Source organism: Frankia torreyi (assembly GCF_000948395.1).
GTDB lineage: Bacteria > Actinomycetota > Actinomycetes > Frankiales > Frankiaceae > Frankia > Frankia torreyi.
The window spans coordinates 12,286-28,692 of sequence record NZ_JYFN01000020.1 but is presented as its reverse complement, the minus strand read 5'-3'; the positions used below and the strand labels follow the sequence as shown (position 1 = coordinate 28,692).

The 16,407-nt window shown below is 72.5% G+C and carries 15 protein-coding genes; 8 read left to right on the top strand and 7 right to left on the bottom strand.

The window, feature by feature from the left end:
* Positions 1–336 precede the first annotated feature (336 nt).
* Both FF36_RS14135 and FF36_RS14130 read right to left on the bottom strand, forming a co-directional pair.
* A complete protein-coding gene (locus FF36_RS14135; RefSeq protein WP_242422504.1) occupies positions 337–1,359 on the bottom strand; it encodes a glutamate ABC transporter substrate-binding protein in 1,023 nt (340 codons plus the stop codon).
* A gap of 56 nt (positions 1,360–1,415) precedes the next feature.
* On the bottom strand, positions 1,416–2,639 hold the full coding sequence (locus FF36_RS14130; RefSeq protein WP_242418899.1) for a hypothetical protein: 1,224 nt from the start codon (positions 2,637–2,639) through the stop codon (positions 1,416–1,418).
* Between FF36_RS14130 and FF36_RS35950 the strand changes: the two genes are divergently transcribed.
* From FF36_RS35950 to FF36_RS31540, 4 genes are all read left to right on the top strand, one after another.
* Positions 2,629–3,000, top strand: coding sequence for a hypothetical protein (locus tag FF36_RS35950; protein ID WP_199865394.1), 372 nt, complete (start codon positions 2,629–2,631; stop codon positions 2,998–3,000). The genes FF36_RS14130 and FF36_RS35950 overlap by 11 nt on opposite strands.
* Positions 3,001–3,673: 673 nt before the next feature.
* A complete protein-coding gene (gene modA / locus FF36_RS14120) occupies positions 3,674–4,456 on the top strand; it encodes a molybdate ABC transporter substrate-binding protein (RefSeq protein WP_157866955.1) in 783 nt (260 codons plus the stop codon).
* A gap of 229 nt (positions 4,457–4,685) precedes the next feature.
* Positions 4,686–5,507, top strand: coding sequence for an ABC transporter permease (locus tag FF36_RS14115; protein WP_242422503.1), 822 nt, complete (start codon positions 4,686–4,688; stop codon positions 5,505–5,507).
* Positions 5,508–5,569: 62 nt separating this feature from the next.
* Positions 5,570–6,685, top strand: coding sequence for an ABC transporter ATP-binding protein (locus FF36_RS31540; RefSeq protein WP_242418885.1), 1,116 nt, complete (start codon positions 5,570–5,572; stop codon positions 6,683–6,685).
* 91 nt (positions 6,686–6,776) lie between these two features.
* Here FF36_RS31540 and FF36_RS35450 read toward each other — a convergent pair whose 3' ends face one another.
* Positions 6,777–7,094 carry an STAS domain-containing protein gene (locus tag FF36_RS35450; RefSeq protein WP_206778457.1) on the bottom strand — a complete coding sequence of 106 codons (318 nt, stop codon included), beginning with the start codon at positions 7,092–7,094 and terminating at the stop codon, positions 6,777–6,779.
* A gap of 677 nt (positions 7,095–7,771) precedes the next feature.
* On the opposite strand from FF36_RS35450, the gene FF36_RS14100 reads away from it, so the two are divergent.
* From FF36_RS14100 to FF36_RS14090, 3 genes are all read left to right on the top strand, one after another.
* Complete coding sequence (locus tag FF36_RS14100) at positions 7,772–8,491, top strand: GAF and ANTAR domain-containing protein (RefSeq protein WP_044885512.1); 720 nt, start codon at positions 7,772–7,774, stop codon at positions 8,489–8,491.
* Positions 8,488–9,258 (top strand): GAF and ANTAR domain-containing protein, encoded by a 771-nt coding sequence (locus tag FF36_RS14095; RefSeq protein ID WP_044885511.1) that lies wholly within the window; start codon positions 8,488–8,490, stop codon positions 9,256–9,258. Before FF36_RS14100 ends, FF36_RS14095 begins: the two co-directional genes overlap by 4 nt.
* A 126-nt stretch (positions 9,259–9,384) precedes the next feature.
* Positions 9,385–10,569 carry a fatty acid desaturase family protein gene (locus FF36_RS14090; protein ID WP_082121904.1) on the top strand — a complete coding sequence of 395 codons (1,185 nt, stop codon included), beginning with the start codon at positions 9,385–9,387 and terminating at the stop codon, positions 10,567–10,569.
* Between the two features lie 92 nt (positions 10,570–10,661).
* Here the strand turns inward: FF36_RS14090 and FF36_RS14085 are convergent, their stop codons facing one another.
* Positions 10,662–11,291 carry a TetR/AcrR family transcriptional regulator gene (locus FF36_RS14085; protein WP_052681106.1) on the bottom strand — a complete coding sequence of 210 codons (630 nt, stop codon included), beginning with the start codon at positions 11,289–11,291 and terminating at the stop codon, positions 10,662–10,664.
* Positions 11,292–11,441 carry an aldehyde dehydrogenase family protein gene (locus tag FF36_RS37915; protein ID WP_255649208.1) on the bottom strand — a complete coding sequence of 50 codons (150 nt, stop codon included), beginning with the start codon at positions 11,439–11,441 and terminating at the stop codon, positions 11,292–11,294.
* 229 nt (positions 11,442–11,670) lie between these two features.
* Between FF36_RS37915 and FF36_RS14080 the strand changes: the two genes are divergently transcribed.
* Positions 11,671–12,510 (top strand): mycofactocin-coupled SDR family oxidoreductase, encoded by an 840-nt coding sequence (locus tag FF36_RS14080; RefSeq protein WP_044885510.1) that lies wholly within the window; start codon positions 11,671–11,673, stop codon positions 12,508–12,510.
* Between the two features lie 9 nt (positions 12,511–12,519).
* On the opposite strand, the gene FF36_RS14075 is transcribed toward FF36_RS14080, so the two are convergent.
* Complete coding sequence (locus tag FF36_RS14075) at positions 12,520–15,048, bottom strand: CaiB/BaiF CoA transferase family protein (protein ID WP_044885509.1); 2,529 nt, start codon at positions 15,046–15,048, stop codon at positions 12,520–12,522.
* Complete coding sequence (locus FF36_RS14070; protein ID WP_082121912.1) at positions 15,045–16,361, bottom strand: acyl-CoA dehydrogenase family protein; 1,317 nt, start codon at positions 16,359–16,361, stop codon at positions 15,045–15,047. The genes FF36_RS14075 and FF36_RS14070 overlap by 4 nt, the downstream gene beginning before the upstream one ends.
* Between the last annotated feature and the right edge of the window lie 46 nt (positions 16,362–16,407).

Genomic DNA, 16,407 nt, shown 5'->3' with positions numbered 1-16,407 from the left:
GCCCGCGCCTGCACCGCCCTGAGCCGCGGCGGTCAGGGCGCCTGGGGCGGTCCGACTCCGCGGGATGGCTGATCGTAAATCGGCCGAGCACCTTCCGTGGGGCGATGTCGCCTTATCGTCACCTCGCCCGGCTCACGGTGCCGGCATGCTAGGCGGTCCGGACCCGGGAGCAGGGCGAATCCGGCCGGCCTGGGAAGAAGTAGTGAGGGCGACCCGCCTTCGGCGTCGCGGCGGGACCGGCACCGTCGGGGGNGGGCGCAGCCCCGGCAGCCGTCGCTGGACCAGCACGGCCGGCCCTGCCTCGCGCCGCCTGGAACACCGAGCCGAGCCGCCGCGTCACCCGCCGTCGGTGTAGCGGGGGACCGGCACCGCCGGGGGCGGGCGCAGGGCCGGCAGCCAGTGTTGGACCAGCGCGGCCCAGGTGCCGTCGCGCAGCACGTCGGCGAGCACGCCGTTGACGAAGCGGGTCAGCTCCGGATGGCCGCGGGCGACGCCGATCGCGTCCGGCTCGTTGGACAGTCCCGGGCCGACGAGGTGGACCCGGGGATCCTGCGCCGCCATGCCGGCGAGGACCGCGCTCGTCGTCGTGATCCCCGCGACCTGGCCGGACTGGAGCAGCACGAGGCAGTCGGCGATGTTCGGAACGGTCCGCACCAACGGGTGCGACGGCGCCCGGCGCAGGGTGTCCACCGTGGTGGTCCCCGCCGCGGTGCACACCGGCTGCCCCCCGAGGTCGTCGAGGCCGCGGGCGGGCGAGTCGAGGGGGACCAGCACCCGCTGCGTCTCGTACCAGTAGACGGTGGAGAAGTCGATCTGGCGGCGTCGCTCGCAGTTCGTCGTCATGGTCGCGACGACGATGTCGACGTCTCCACGTTGCAGCACCGGGATGCGCTCGGCGTAGGTCGTCGCGCGGAACCGCACGTGCCCGTCCGCGCCGAAGATCGCCCGGCCGATGCGGTTCGCCAGATCCACGTCGAAGCCCTCGAACTGCCCGGTGAACGCGTTGATCGAACCGAACGGGGGGACGTCGGCGAGCACCGCGGCCCGCAGGTAGCCGCGGTGCTGGATCGTCGCGAGGAACGTGCCGGCCGGCATCGCGCCGGGCGCCGGGGGCACGGGCGGTGGCCGCAGACTGGCCTGCGGATCGCCGCAGCCTGCAGCGCCGCCCGCCGGTGCCGGGGCGCCCGGTGCCGGGGCGCCCGGTGCCGGCGGGGACGCGGCGGCCGTCGTGACCAGCGGCCGTGCCTGCGCGGGAAGCCCCGCGTCGACGGTCGCGCAGCCGGCGCCGGCGAGGGCCAGCAGCACCGCGACGGCCACCGCGATGACCCGCGGCAGCATCATGGGGGTAATAGGGGTCATAGGGGTCATGGAGGTCGTGGTGATCGGGGTGATCGGGGTTTTCGGCATGACGGCGGCTACCGATAGTCGTTGATGCGGAGCTGGATACCGACGAGGGCGAGGGCGGCGGCGAACAGGAGGGCCGCGGTGACGGCCAGCGGCAGCGTGTCCAGGGCGTCGTCGGCGGCGGCGAGCCGCTGCTCGAACCGACCGCGGCTGGCGTCGAACACCACCGTCGACGCGGTGTCGAATCGTCGGAAGGCGTCGGTGCCGCCGCCCTGAGCCAGGGCGACGGCCTGCTGGAACCCGCCGACCTCGGCGACGAGCGCGCGGACCCGCGCCGCGCTGGCCTGGTAGGCCTGCCAGGCGGGCGCGAGCGCGTCGCGGGCGGGCCGGTCCGGGCCGGGCAGCGCCGCGGTCGTCGCGAGCAGCCCGGTGCGGGTCGGCCGGGCCTGGGGGTCGTAGCCCAGCCGGGCGCTGACGGCGTCGGCGTCGGCGTCGAGGTCCGCGCCGTTGCCCCGGGAGATCAGCGACAGGCTTTCGTCGCCCCAGGCGCGCAGCGCGAGTACCCGGGCCTGCGCGGTCATCGTCATCGGCACGTAGCCGTCGTCGCGGCTGTCGAGCAGGCGGGCGCGCTGCACCCCGAACGCGGCGATCGTCCACCCGAGGGCGATCGTGGCGAGCAGCGTCGCCGCCACCAGCGCCGGGTTGAGGATGCGGTTGGTCCGCCGGAACAGTCGGATCTGCAGGGCGATCAGCACGGCGAGCGTCGCCAGCCCGGCGACGGCGACCACCACCGGGTGGTAGGCGCGGCTGGCCTGCTGGTAGTCGCGGTCGATGCGGTCGGCGGCCGCGGCGGCGAGGCGGTCGGCGGCCGGCAGGATCGTGCCCTGCATCAGGCTGGACGCCGCCCGCTGGTAGGCGCCGCCGACGACGAGGCCGAGCCGGTTGTTCGCCCGGGCCCGTTCCACCTCGCCGGTGTAGACGGGCAGCCGCTCGGTGAGCACGGTCAGTGGCTCCCGCGGCCCGCCCGCGCGGGCGAGGTCGACGATCCGCTCGCTCGCGTCGGCGATGGCCCGCTGGTAGGCCGCGCGCTGGTCGGGGGGCTCGACGCCGCCGGCGAGGAAGGCCCGCGCCGCCGCGGCGTCGGCCGCCGAGAGGTCGGCGTGCAGGCTCTGCGCCGCGATGAGCGACGGACCGCTGTCAGTCCGCAGCGAGTGCAGCGCCTGCTGGCGGGCCCGCACGGTGGTGAAGGCCGCGACCCACAGGACGAGCAGGCCGACCGTCACGATGATCGACAACAGCCGCAGCCGGCCGGGCGGGGTGGCCGTGCGGCGCCGCAGCCCGCGGCGCCCGGGCGAGCCGCCCCTGCCGCCGCCCGTCCCCGGTCCGCCGGCCGATCCCGATCCGCTGGCCGCCCCCAAAGTGCCGCTCGTTCTCGGTCCGCCAGCCGTGCCCGATCCGCTGGCCGCCCCCAAGGTGCCCCCCGTTCTCGGTCCGCCGGCCGTGCCCAAGGTGCCGGCTGCGCCCCCGGCGGCCGTGCCCGTCGCGCCGCGAGCTGCGGTCGGAGACGGCGCGGTCGTGGCCGGCGGGGTGGAGGGAGGCGGGGTGGAGGGAGGCGACGGCGTGCCCACCGCGGTCATATTTGGTGATCTTAGGTGAATCACGGCGTTCCGTGGCCACGGTGTCAGCTTTGCGTCATCACAGTTGCGCCGTTTCGGCGGTCGGCGCTCCGGCGCGCGTATCGCAGAGCGATCTGCTCGTGGGATCCGGCTTCGCAGCAAGATCGTCCTGAACGCAGGGAGACGCTGGGCGCGGTTCCGCGGTTCCGCGGAACCGCGTGATCACCGAAGCCGGGGCTGGACGCGAAGATCCCGCGGTGCCCGCGAAGAGGTGGTGTGCATGGGAACGACGCCATCTGGCTCTTGTGTAGGGACAAATCGGACACGGAACCCTATAGAAGAACCATGGAGGCGCTCTCCCACGCACCCGCCGCGGCCGCCCAGGCCGGCCCGTCGCCCGCCGTCCGTTGCGTGGTGTCCGTCGCCCGTCCGCGCGTGCCGCGGACCTGGTCGGTCACGGGGTAACGGCCCGCCTGTGGGCCCCTGGGTGAGAGCTCCGCTCCATTAGTAATGAACGGGTTGCGACCCGCATCGGACAGCAGTATTTCATGAGCGTGACAAGTCAGGTGGTTCTACGCAGGTCAGCGCCGCTGTTCGCCGCGGCTACAACATTCGTCTTGGTCCTGACCGCATGTGGTTCGAGTGGAAGCTCCGGCGTAAGTGCGCCGGCCGCGACCCCCTCGGTATCAGCGAGCAGGACCCCAACCTCAGGTATGGCTGCGCCCCCGGGAATGGCCGCCTCCTCGGGCATAGCCGGCATGGGCGGCCACGGCATGAGCGGCATGGGCGGCATGGGCGGCATGGCGGCCGCCAGCACCGCGCCCGGATCCGTGCTCGTGCTCGCGCCGGGTACGCTCGCCACGGTGTTGCCGATGGTGGACAAGGAGTTCGTTCACGCGCATCCCGCCGCCTCGGTGTCGCCGAGTTTTGGCCACTCACCGGCCCAGGTCATCCAGGTGAAGCAGGGCTCGCCGGGCGACGTGCTGCTCACCGTGGGCGCCGAGTCGATGGCGGAGGCCAAGAAGGACGGCCTGCTCGCCGGTGACTCCACCGTGTTCGGGCGTAACCGGTTGGAGATCATTGTTCCGGCGGGGAACCGGAAGGGGGTCCACACCCTGGCCGACCTCGCCAAGCCCGGTCTGACCGTGGTGCTGCCGGACGAGTCGACGCCGGCCGGCGTGTACGCCGACCGCGCCCTGGCGAAGGCCGGGGTGACGGTGAAGCCGGCGTCGAAAGAACTTGGCAGTCCGGACGTCGCGCAGAAGGTGGCCACCGGGAACGCCGACGCGGGCATCGCGTTCGTCACCGACGTCAAGGCCGGTGGATCCAAGGTCACCGGCATCGACATCCCGGACGCCGATCAGGTGCCGGCGGAGTACCGCGCGGCCGTGCTGAAGAACGCCAAGCATGCGGCGGCCGCCGGAATGTTCGTCTCGTTCCTGTCGTCACCGACGGCGCAGCAGCAGTTTCGGCAGTTCGGATTCCTGGCCCCCTGAGCCCCCTTAGCCCTCTGAGACACCGCACCCGTATCCCCGCGTCGCCGGCCGGCACGCGATGACGCCGAACCCGATGACGCCGAACCCGATGACGCCGAACCCTCTGTAGCCGAACCCTCTGTAGCCGAAGGCGATGACGCCGAACCCTCTGTAGCCGAACCCTCTGTAGCCGAAGGCGATGACGCCGAACCTGATGACGCCTGATGCGACGACGCCGGATCCGCGTCGCTTGCCGTGGCGCCGTCGAGAGCGCGGCGGCCACCGTGGCGGGCACGGCCTGCCGCTGTGGACGGTCCCGCCGGCGCTGCTCGGTGTGATGTTCCTCGTGCTGCCACTGGTCGGACTGCTGGTGAACGTGCCCTGGACCGCGGTCCCGGTCCAGTTGCGCGCCCCCGACGTGCGCAGCGCCCTGTACCTGTCCCTGATCTGCCCGATCGGGTCGACTCTGATCGCGATCGTGCTCGGTGTGCCGCTCGCCTGGCTGCTCGCCCGCGGCCGTTTCCCCGGCCGCGGCCTGGTGCGGGGCCTCGTGACCCTGCCGATGATCCTTCCGCCGGTGGTCGGCGGGGTGGCCCTGCTGTACGCGTTCGGCCGCGGCGGCCTGGTCGGCCGCTGGGGGTACCGCGAGTTCGGGATCTCGCTGCCCTACACCACGCTCGGGGTCATGGTGGCCTCGGCGTTCGTCTCGATGCCGTTCCTCGTCCTGGCGGTGGAGGCCGGCATCGTCCAGACCGGCGTCCGCTACGAGGAGGCGGCGGAGACGCTCGGCGCCGGGCGGCTCATGGTGCTGCGCCGCATCACCCTGCCCATGCTGGCCCCCTCGCTCGGCGCGGGGGCCACGCTGTGCTGGGCCCGGGCACTCGGCGAGCTCGGCGCTACGCTCACCTTCGCCGGGAACCTGTCGGGCACGACGCAGACGACGCCGCTGGCCGTGTTCATCGCCCTGCAGACCAGGCCGCAGGACGCGGTGGTGCTCAGCCTGGTGCTGTTCGTGCTGTCACTCGGCGCCCTGCTGGCGTTGCGGGGCCGTCGGATGGTCGGCAACCCGTGACCGCCGAGCCAGCCGCAGAGTCTGCCGCCGAGCCAGCCGCCGGACCAGCCGCCGGACCAGCCGTGGGGCCAGCCGCCGGGCTGCAGGCCCGGCTGGGCGTCAGCCGAGGGGCGTTCACCCTCGACGCCCAGCTCGCCGCCGCACCGGGCACGGTGCTCGCCATCGTCGGCCCGAACGGGGCGGGCAAGTCCACGGCCCTGCGCTGCCTGGCCGGGCTGACCCGCCTGCGCGCCGGCCGGATCGTCCTGCACGGCAGCGTCCTCGACGACCCGGCCACGGGCGCCTTCCTCCCGCCGGCGAAACGGTCCGTGGGCGTGATGTTCCAGGATTATCGGCTCTTCCCGCGGCTGTCGGTCCTGGACAACGTCGCCTTCGGCCTGCGGGCGCGGGGAGTGCGCCGGCGGGCGGCCGGGGTCGCCGCCGCGGGCTGGCTGGACCGGGTGGGCCTGCGCGAACACGCCGGCGCCCGGCCGGAGACCCTGTCGGGCGGCCAGGCGCAGCGGGTGGCGCTGGCTCGTGCGCTCGCTGTCCGGCCGGAGCTGCTGCTGCTCGACGAGCCCTTCGCGGCGCTGGACGCCGAGTCACGCCTGGACCTGCGCGACGATCTCGCCGACCACCTGAGTTCCTACGCCGGCAGCACCGTGCTGGTCACCCACGACCCGAACGATGCCCTCGCCCTGGCCGACCGGCTCGTCGTCCTCGACGGCGGCCGGGTCGTCGACGAGGGCGCGACCGCGGACGTGGTCGCCCGTCCGCGGTCGCGTTTCGTGGCGAAGCTCGTGGGCGCGAACCTGCTGACCGGGCAGGTCAGCGGCGGCGTCGCCCGCTTCGGCGCGCTGCTCGCGCCGGCCCCGGGGTGCGCCGACGGGCCGGTCCTCGCCACGATCGCCCCGTCGGCGGTGCACCTGAGCATCACCGGCGCGGCGGGCGTCGGCGGCCCGGCGCAGGTCACCGGCGGCCCGACAGGGCTCACCGGCCAGGCCGAGCGCGCCGATCACGTCCGGCGCGTCGTCGCGCACCCCGGATTCGTCCGCGTCCACCTGGCCGGCGAGCCGGAGCTGATGGCGGATCTGCCGACCGGCCGCCTGCCGGGCCTGGCACCGGGCACCGCGGTGCGGGTGACCATCCCGCCAGACGCGTTCATCATCTACTCCGACGACGCCCGCTGCCCGACCTGACTCGATGCGTCCGGGTCCGGATCCGCGTGAGCCGCGGTTGCGGTGCCAGTCGCGGTTGCGGTGCCAGTTGTGGTTGCGGTGCCAGTCGCGGTTACGGTGCCAGTCGCGGTCGGGGCCGTAGACGCGGGGATTCGGTAGGAGGGGCTTCGCGGCGACGGACGTCGAAGGGTCCCGCGAGGTCGGTGAGAACGAACAGTCGGTAGGCCAGGGGGCGGGCCCCGATCACGACCAGGCGCTGCCCCGACATGATTGCGCGCTTGCGGGCGGAGACCAGGGCTCCCAGCCCCAGGGCGTCGAGGAAATCGACCTCGGCGAGGTCGACCACGACGGTGGGTGCCTCGGTGCGAACGGCCGCGAGCAGCGCCGAGCGAAACGCCCCGACGCTGGCCAGGTCGACCTCTCCACTCACCTCGACGCTGGTTTCGGCGGATCCGCGATGGACCGTCACCGCCAGCCTCTCGGCAACCCAGGTATGCCGCCGGGATCCGATTGGAGGGGGCTCGGCGTCGGCCTCGACTGATTCCCTCTTCACCGGGTGTTCCTCGGTAACGAGGAATCGCCGGATGTCATCCGCGGCCGGCTGGAGCCGCGAAAGCCGGCGCGACGGGGCCGCAGTGCCGATCGAAACCGACGCGGCTGGAGGGGATGGGTCTACGCCAGATGCAGTGCACAGGGATCCGAAAAAGGATTCCGCTGACCACCGTCGTCTCAGGGGAATCCGCTGAGACCCTCATGCCCGTGGACTCCCTTGCACGCTGAAGATCAACGCGTCACCGGGAGTCTGGAGCGACGTCGGCTCTCTGAAGCCACCGCGATTGTGGCATGTCGGACGTCTCACCGCAAGGCCGACCATCGGCCCCGGGGAGCCGAGGTAGTGGATCCACGATCCGACCGTCCGGTTCACCGCCGCGGCGGTGAACCGGACGGTTACCGGTGCGTCCGTCGCCCGTGGATCCCCGTACGCTGTAAATGTCCAGCGGGTGGTTGGCGGACCTTCGCCGGTGCATGGATGTGGGCAGTGCGGCCCGACGTTGGGGAGGGGCTATCGCCTCGAGTGAGCGTGTCCGGTCCGGTCTCGGTGCGGCGGTGGCGGCCGAGAGCGGCCTGGCGGCGGCCGATGGTCTGTGTCGGGCGTGCGTGCGGCTTCTCGGGGTCGACGGGGCAGCGGTCTCGGTGGTGCGTGACGGCGTCTCAACGGGGACGTTCGGTTCCAGTGGCGCGCTGAGTCGGCGACTGGACGAGCTCCAGTTCACCTTCGGGGAAGGCCCGTGTCTCGACGCGGTGCGCGACGGCCGCCCGGCGCTGGTCCCGGACCTCACGCTGACGACCGAGACCCCGTGGCCGGTGTTCGCCGGCGCGGTGATGGCCGTCGGAGTACGAGCGGTGTTCGCCCTGCCCGTGGTGCTCGCCGGAGCGCCCATCGGCGCCCTGGACCTGTTTCGCCACACTCCCGGCCCGCTCGGCGGAGAGAACCTGGCGGGTGGTCTGTTCGCCGCAAGGCTGGCCACGTTGCCGCTGCTGGATCTGGCGGGCGGGGATCTCGAGGGGGAGGCTGCCGGTGACAGCGGCGAGGGGACACGCGAGTTTGCCTCCCTCGAGCGGGTCGAGGTCTACCAGGCCACTGGGATGATCATGGCTCAGTGTGACGTCGATCCGGCCGAGGCGCTGGTACGACTGCGAGCCTACGCGTTCGCGCACGACCTGACCGCGAGCGAGGCGGCCTGGCGGGTGGTGCAGCGTCAGGTGGCTCTCGACGATGACAGTGCCTGGGCCTTCCCGGACGACGACCCGGGGATGATCTCGTGAGCGCCGAGCGGGAGCGTCAGGTCACCCGGGCCTTCGTGTCGCTGGCGAACAGTCTGGTGGACCGCTTCGACGTGGTGGACCTCCTGGACGGGCTGACCGCGGACTGTGCGCGGCTGCTCGACGTCGAGTCCGCGGGCCTGCTCCTGGCCGATCAGCACGGCACCCTGCACATGGTGGCGGCGTCCTCCGAACGCACCCGCAACCTGGAACTGCTCCAGCTCCAGCGTGACCAGGGCCCGTGCCTGGACTGCTACCGCGGGGGCGCGCCCGTCAGCGTCGCCGACCTGCGCACGGCCACGGCGCGCTGGCCGCGGTTCGTCGCCGCCGCCACGCAGGCCGGCTTCGTCTCGGTCCATGCCCTGCCGATGCGGTTGCGGGACACGGTCCTGGGCGCCCTCGGGCTGTTCGGCACGCAGGTCGGGACGCTCAACGAGGACGATCTGAGCCTCGGCCAGGCACTCGCGCACGTGGCGAGTGTGGCGATCGTGCAGGACAAGGCGGCCACGGATCAGATGGTGATCAACGAGCAGTTGAAGGGTGCGCTGAGCAGCAGGGTCGTCCTGGAACAGGCCAAGGGCTTTCTGGCGCAGCGCGGGGACCTCGAGATGGACGAGGCGTTCGGTCGGCTGCGGACCTATGCCCGCGACCACAATCTGCGACTCACCGATGTCGCTCGCGCGGTCGTCGCCCGGGAGATTCCCGCGCAGCGCCTGCTCGATCACGCCGCCACCAGGGCATCTCGACCGCGGCGCAGCAAGCCGAGTTGAGAACCCGAGGGCTGGGGTAGTCTGATCGTTGTCACTTCAGCGTGGCAGTGTTCTCGTCCTGGTCTGGTCCGTACGCCTGTTCCGGGTTCCCTCTCGCTGATGCATTCTCGGCTGAGAGGGATGACCATGGGCGTGGACGCCGTGGCCGGATTCAGTGCAGCAGAACTCACCCCGACGCCGGTGATGGGACCGGCTGCGGCGGTCCGTGGCAGCGAGTACGCCGAACTGCGGCGCCGGGTCACGGGCGCGGCGTTGCTGGATCGTCGGGCCGGCTGGTATTCCGGGCGGATCGCGGTGAACCTGAGCCTGCTGGCCGGCGGCTGGTGGGCGTTCGTCGTGCTGGGAGACTCGTGGTGGCAGGTGGCCACGGCGGCGTTTCTCGCGGTGATGTTCACCCAGGTGGCGTTCATCGGGCACGACGCGGGCCACCGCCAGATCTGCAGCGGCCGCCGTGGCAACGATCTCGTGGGCCTGCTATCGGGAAATGTGCTGGTGGGGCTGAGTTACGGCTGGTGGGTGGCCAAGCACAACCGTCACCATCGCCATCCCAACCAGGTGGGCCGCGACCCGGACATCGCTCCCGGCGCGTTCGTGTTCACCGCCGCCGAGGCCGGGCGGCGCCGCGGGTGGGCGCGCTGGCTGACGAGCCACCAGGCGTACCTGTTCTTCCCGATCCTCCTGCTGGAGGGGCTGAACCTGCACGTTGCCAGCGTGCGGGAGCTGGCCGGGCGGCGGGACCGGACCGGGCGGCGGGACCGGACCGGGCGGCGGGACCGGACCGCGGCCGCCGAAGTGGTCTTGCTGGTGGTTCACCTCGCCGGCTACCTGACCGCCGTCGCCCTGGTTCTCCCGCCGGTCAAGGCGGTGGTCTTCGTGCTGGTCCATCAGGCGCTGTTCGGCCTGTACATGGGATGCGCGTTCGCTCCGAACCACAAGGGAATGACGATTCTCCCCGGCGACGAGCCCGACTTCCTGCGCCGGCAGGTGGTGACCGCGCGCAACATCCGGGGCGGTCGGGCCACCGACGTCGTGTTCGGGGGGTTGAACTACCAGATCGAACACCACCTGTTCCCGAGCATGCCGCGACCGAGCCTGCGCCGGGCCCAGCCGCTGATCCGCGCGTTCTGCCAGGCGCACGGCGTCGGCTACCGGGAGACCGGCGCGCTGGCCTCCTACGGCGAGGCGCTGCGGCATCTGCACCGTCTCGGCGCGCCGCTGCGTCACCCGACCCCGGAAAAGCGGATGATCACCGCCCTGGATCTGGCTGCCGCCCAGGGTGGTCTCCGCCGCGCACAGCAAGCGCGTGAATAGCCGCGGCCGCCGGTCCGCTCGGTCCTCTGCTCGGCACCGTTCTGCCAGGTCGCCGTTCTGTCGATTCGCCGTTCTGTCGTGTCGCCGTTCTGTCAGGTCGCCGATCTGTGCGGCGGCCGGGGCGCGATGGAGGCGACGACGAACATCCGCAGGGTCGCCTCGACGGCGTCGCTGTCCTCGGGTGGATCGGTCATGAGCATGTTCTGGACGCGCAGCAGCCAGCGGGCCATCGCGGGGGCGCCGACATCGTCGCGTAGCTCGCCGTTCTCCTGAGCGGTGGCGATGTAGCCGGTGAGCGTGGGCAGGGTCCGCTGCTGGATCACGCCCGAGGCGTAGGCGGCACCGACCGTCTGGGCGGCGTTGTCGCGGTCGAACAGCAGGGACAGGAACGGCGACTGCGCGACCGCCCGCCGGGCGGCGAGGAACGCGTCGACCAACCTGTCCTCGAACCGGCCGTCACCGCTCATGATCCGGTCGGAGGCGGCCATGAGCCCGCGGGCCTCGAGGAGCACCACCCCGGCGAGCACCTCGTCGCGGCTTCTGAAGTAGGCGTACACGGTGGTTCGGTGGATCAGCGCCTCGCGGGCGATGTCCTCCACGGTCGTCCGGGCGACCCCGTGCCGCAGGTAGCAGCGCATCGCCGCGAGCAGGATGCGTTCGCGGGCCTCGTCCTCGGTGGTCGGGGCGTGGTCGCCCCACCGCGCCGGCCGGGTTCGGGCCATCTAGACGGGGAAGCTCACTGTCTTGATCTCCATGAGGTCCTCCAGGCCCTCGCGTCCGACCTCACGGCCGAGTCCGCTCTGCTTGTGGCCGCCGAACGGCGAGTCGACATCGAACCACGGGCTCGGCACCCGGTGCGACGCGCCGCTCACGCCGATCACCTGCCTCCGTCCGGGCGGCACCAGTCCACTCGGGATCTACACACGACAGTTCTCGAAGTTTGTCGTCTTTGTGGCTGGAAAACAAGTGTGATCTGTCGCGAGAGAAGGACTTTCTTGGACTTCAATCAACAGATCTTGTCGTCTGTTGACCAAGCCAGCGCGGGTGGGTAGCGTCCCGAGCTGACCGCGAGGCCGGGCACCGCCGAGGAGGAGGCCGCTGATGAGTCGTCTTGAGGGCAAGGTCGCGCTGGTCACAGGTGCGGCCCGCGGGCAGGGAAGGTCACATGCGGTGCGGCTGGCCGAGGAGGGTGCGGACCTGATCCTCGTGGACGTGCTCAAGGACCTGCCGACGCTCGAGTACGGGCTCGGGACCGACGCCGACCTCGCCGAGACGGTGGCGGCGGTCGAGGCCCTGGACCGCCGCGTCGTGTGGGGCCAGGCCGACGTCCGCGACGCCGACGCGCTCCAGGCGCTCGTGGACCGCGGGGTCGGCGAACTCGGCAGGTTGGACATCGTCTCCGCCAACGCCGGCATCTCCCCTCGGCTCGCGAAGCTCTGGGAGATCACGCCGGCCGAGTGGGACGAGCAGATCTCCGTCAACCTGACCGGCGTGTTCACCACGATCCGCGCGGTCGTGCCCCCGATGATCGCCGGTGGCCGTGGGGGAGCGATCGTGCTCACCAGCTCGGGGGCGGGCCTCGCCGGGATCCCGCATCTCGGCGCCTACAACGCGAGCAAGCACGGTGTCGTCGGCCTCGCGCTGACGCTGGCCAACGAGCTGGCCCGCCATGACATCCGGGTCAACGCCCTGTGTCCCGGGACCGTCGGCACCCCGATGGTCACCCAGAACCGCGCCCAGTACGGCGTCTTCCGGCCCGACCTCGACAACCCGAACCTGGCGGACACCATGGTGGCGCTGAAGAAGGTCTCCCCGCTGGGCCGGCCCTGGATCGAGCCGATCGACGTGACCAACGCCCTGCTCTGGCTGGTCAGCGACGAGGGACGCTACGTCACCGGCATCACGCTGCCGATCGATCAGGGCACCCGCAACCGGTCGTAGACGCCGGGATCAGCGGGAAGCGCCGGCGATCCGGCCGTTGTCGGACAGCAGCGCGGCTACCTCGGCGGCGGTGAGGCCGAGTTCCGCCCGGAGGATTTGTTCGGTGTGTTCACCGAGCAGGGGAGCGGGGTTGTCGGGCGGGTCGGGTAGCCGTTCGGACCGGACGGGTGCGTTCTCCAGGTAGAAGCTCTGCCTGATGTGTGGGTGTCCGGACAGCCGGAACAGGCCGCGCTCGGTGTAATAGGGGAACGCGGGCAGCTCGGAGACCCGCAGCATCGCTGCGGCGGGTACGCCGGCCGCCTGCAGCAGGGTCATGGCCTCGACGGCGCCGTGCTGGGCGAGCCAGCCGGTGAGGGCGGCGTCGATCCGATCGCGGGCCGCGGCGCGTCCGTTCGCGCTGGTGAGGGCAGGTTCGGTGGCGAGGGCAGGTTCGGTGGCGAGGTCGGGGCGGTCGAGGACGCGGCACAGCGCCTGCCAGTCGTCGTCCCCGCGGACGGTGACGACGCACCAGTCGTCGTCACCGGCGGTGGGAAACACGCCCCAGGGCGCGTCGGGTCCGGTGGGCCCGTCGACCGCGGCGCCGGCGCGGACGAGGGCCTTGTCGGCGGCTGTCGCGGCCGCGTGGCCGAGCATGACCTCGGTCTGGCTGACGCTGACGGTGCCGCCGGTGCCGGTGCGGCTGCGGCGGATCAGCAGCGCGAGGACGCCGGCGATGCCGATGCGGGCGGCGACGTGGTCCGGGTAGACGGTCAGCGCGTCGGAGAACCCGTCCGCTTCGCCGGGGTAGCGCCACTGCGCGGTCAGGCCCGCGCAGGCGCGGACCAGCGGTCCGTAGCCGAGCCGGCGGCTCCAGGGGCCGGTGGCACCGAACGCGGAGCTGTCCACGACGATGACGGCCGGGTTGGTGTTCCGGAGAACGTCGTAGCCGAGTCCGAGGGATTCCAGGGTGCCGGGACGGTAGTTGGTGAGCACGACGTCGGTGTCGGCGACCAGCCGTAGGAACAGGTCCTTGCCCTGTGGAGAACGCAGGTCGAGGCCGAGGCTGCGCTTGTTGCGGTGGCCGGCGGCGAAGGTCACCGTGATGGCGTTGCCGTCGCGGGCCTGGCGGCTGCCGTCGGGGAAGGCGTCGTTCTCGACCTTGATGACGTCGGCGCCCTGGTCGGCGAGCAGGCGTCCCTGTTCGGCGCCGACGACGATGACACCGAGGTCGAGGACGCGCAGCCCGGCGAGCGGCCGGCCGCCCGGATCGGCGGCGGCGTCCCCCGAACCCGGGGTCGGGCCCGATGTCGGGGCCTGTGCCTGTGCCTGGGGCGGGGCCTGGTCCTGGGTCGGTGCCTGGGTCGGTGCCTGGGCCGGGGCCGGTCGGGTGGCCCAGCTCGGCGGCGCTGCGGAGTCCGGGGGGAGGGCGGGCGCCGGGCCTCGGATTCCGGCGCGGTGTCCGTCCAGTTCGAGCACGCCGTTCGGGAAGGGGGCCGCTATCCCCGGGGCGAGTTCGACGGGGGTGAAGGCGCCTCGGGCGCGGATCTGCTCGGATTCCAGTGCTTCGTCGAGGTCGAGGACGGCGGCGGTGGGGACGCCGTGACGCTGCCCGGCCTGTTCGAGTTCCGCTCGTGTCCTGTCGGCGAAGAACCGTGCGATCGCGGGCAGGAGGGTGGTGGAGGCGAAGCGGGTGGTCAGCTTGTCGTAGGAGGGGTCGGCGAACTGCGCCGGGCTTCCCATCCACGCGAACATGGCGCGCCACTGCCGCGGGGCGAGGATGCACAGGCGGACGAAGCCGTCGGCGCAGGGGATGATCGGGTACTGGTGGCGGGCCTCGGGTCGGCCCCGGGGAAGTTTGCTGGCGGGTACTCCCGCGGTGGCGCTGCCGGCGATGCCGTAGCCGGGGTCGAGTGCGGCGACCGCGCCGTCGAGGACGGCGAAGTCGAGGTGGTCGCCCAGACCGGTGCGCAGGCGTTCGAGGTAGGCGAGGAGCACCACGAACACCGCCTGCGCCGCGGCGCAGTCGTAGGGCAGGTCGCCGGGAGGCAGCAGCGGCGCGCGGCCGGGGATACCCGAGCGGGACAGCTCCCCGGACAACGCGTGGAACACCGGGCCGGTGGCCTGCCAGCCGGCGTGGGGACCGGTCCGGCCGAACGGCGTGGCGGACAGGACGACCAGGGACGGATGCTCCCGCCGGATCTCCTCGACGTCGAGCGTCGCCGCCTCCGGCGCGGTGGGCGGGGTGCTCTCCAGCAGGATGTCGGCGCCGGCCAGCAGGGCGGTGAACCTGGTGCGGTCGGCGGGCCGGGTGAGGTCGAGCGTCACGGCGCGTTTGCCGAGGTTCGCGGCGGCGAAGCCCAGCGAGACCCCGGCGACCCGGCGGCCGGTGCGGCGGTCGGCGGCACCGCCGGGAGGCTCGACGCGCAGGACGTCGGCGCCCCATTCGGCGAGGTGACGGCCGATCGCGGCCAGCGGTCCGGTGGTCAGGTCGACGACCCGCACGCCGGTCAGGGGCAGATCGAGCGGTTCGCCGGTCGCGGCGGGCTCGGCGGTGGTCAACTGAACCGCCTGGTGGCCTGGGCCTTGCGGACCTCGCGGAACGGGACGTTCTTGTCGACCTCGGGTTCCCGGGGCAGGCCCAGGACCCGTTCGCCGATGATGTTCCGCTGGATCTGGTCGGTGCCGCCGCCGATGGAGGTGACGAACGCGGCGAACGACGAGCGGTTGACCTCCGCGGCGACTGGGTCGGTGTCGCCGTCGAGGACCGACGAGGCGCCGAGCAGGTTCGTGGTCACGTCCACGCCGGTGTGCACGATGCGGGACATGGCGAGTTTGCCGATGGACGCCAGCGGTGACGACGCGCCGCGCCCGGCGTCCGCCCGCGCCCGCAGGCCGTTCCAGGCGTTGACCTTCTCCAGCGTGTACAGCCGGGCGATCTCCTGGCGGGTGACGGGGTCGTCGGCCTTGCCGACCTTCTTCGCCAGCTCGACGTAGTCGGCGCCGCCGATCTGCCGGGTCCACGGCGACTGCCGGTCCGCCAGGGTCGTCTCGCCCCCGCCGGCCCGCCGGCGCTGGCGGGAGCTGCCGCCGGCGGCGGCTCCCATGATCAGCCGCTCGAAGCCGAGCGCGGTCTGCAGCACCCGCCAACCGTCGTTGACGTCGCCGAGGCGGTGGGTGTCCGCCACGACGGCGTCGGTGAGGAACACCTCGTTGAACTCCGACCCGCCCGTGACCTGGTGGATCGGCCGGATGTCGACTCCCGGCTGGTCCAGCGGCAGCCAGAAGAACGTCAGACCGCGGTGCTTGGGCACGTCCCAGTCGGTGCGCGCGACGAGGAAGCCGTGGGTGGCCTCGCGTGCTCCCGACGTCCACACCTTCTGACCGTTGACCACCCAGGTGTCGCCGTCGCGGTCGGCCCGGGTCTGCAGCGCCGCGAGGTCGGAGCCGGCGCCGGGCTCGCTGTAGAGCAGGCAGCCCTGCTGCTCACCGAGGGCCAGCGGTCGCACGAACGACCTCTTCTGTTCGTCGGTGCCGTGCGCCAGGATCGTGTTGGCGAACAACTGCGTCACATCCAGTGCGGCCGGTTTCGCGCCCACCCGGGTGAACTCCTCGGCGACGACCCGGCGCAGGTCGCGGTGCAGGCCGCGCCCGAACCACTCGACCGGCCAGGTCGGGGCCGCCCACCCCGAGTCGACGAGCCGCTCCCGCCACCGCGGGCCCCCGCCGCCGGGCTGCCAGTTCTCGGCCAGCCACGCCGCCACCTGCGCGCGCACCCGCTCCACCGACGCCTCCTCAGACGCCTCCTCAGACGCCTCCTCAGACGCCTCCTTCGACGCCTCCGGCGGCGTGCCCGGCCCTGTCGTCGCGGTCATCGGGTTCTCCTCCTCGTTCGCGTCACCCGCGGTGTCGATCACCATT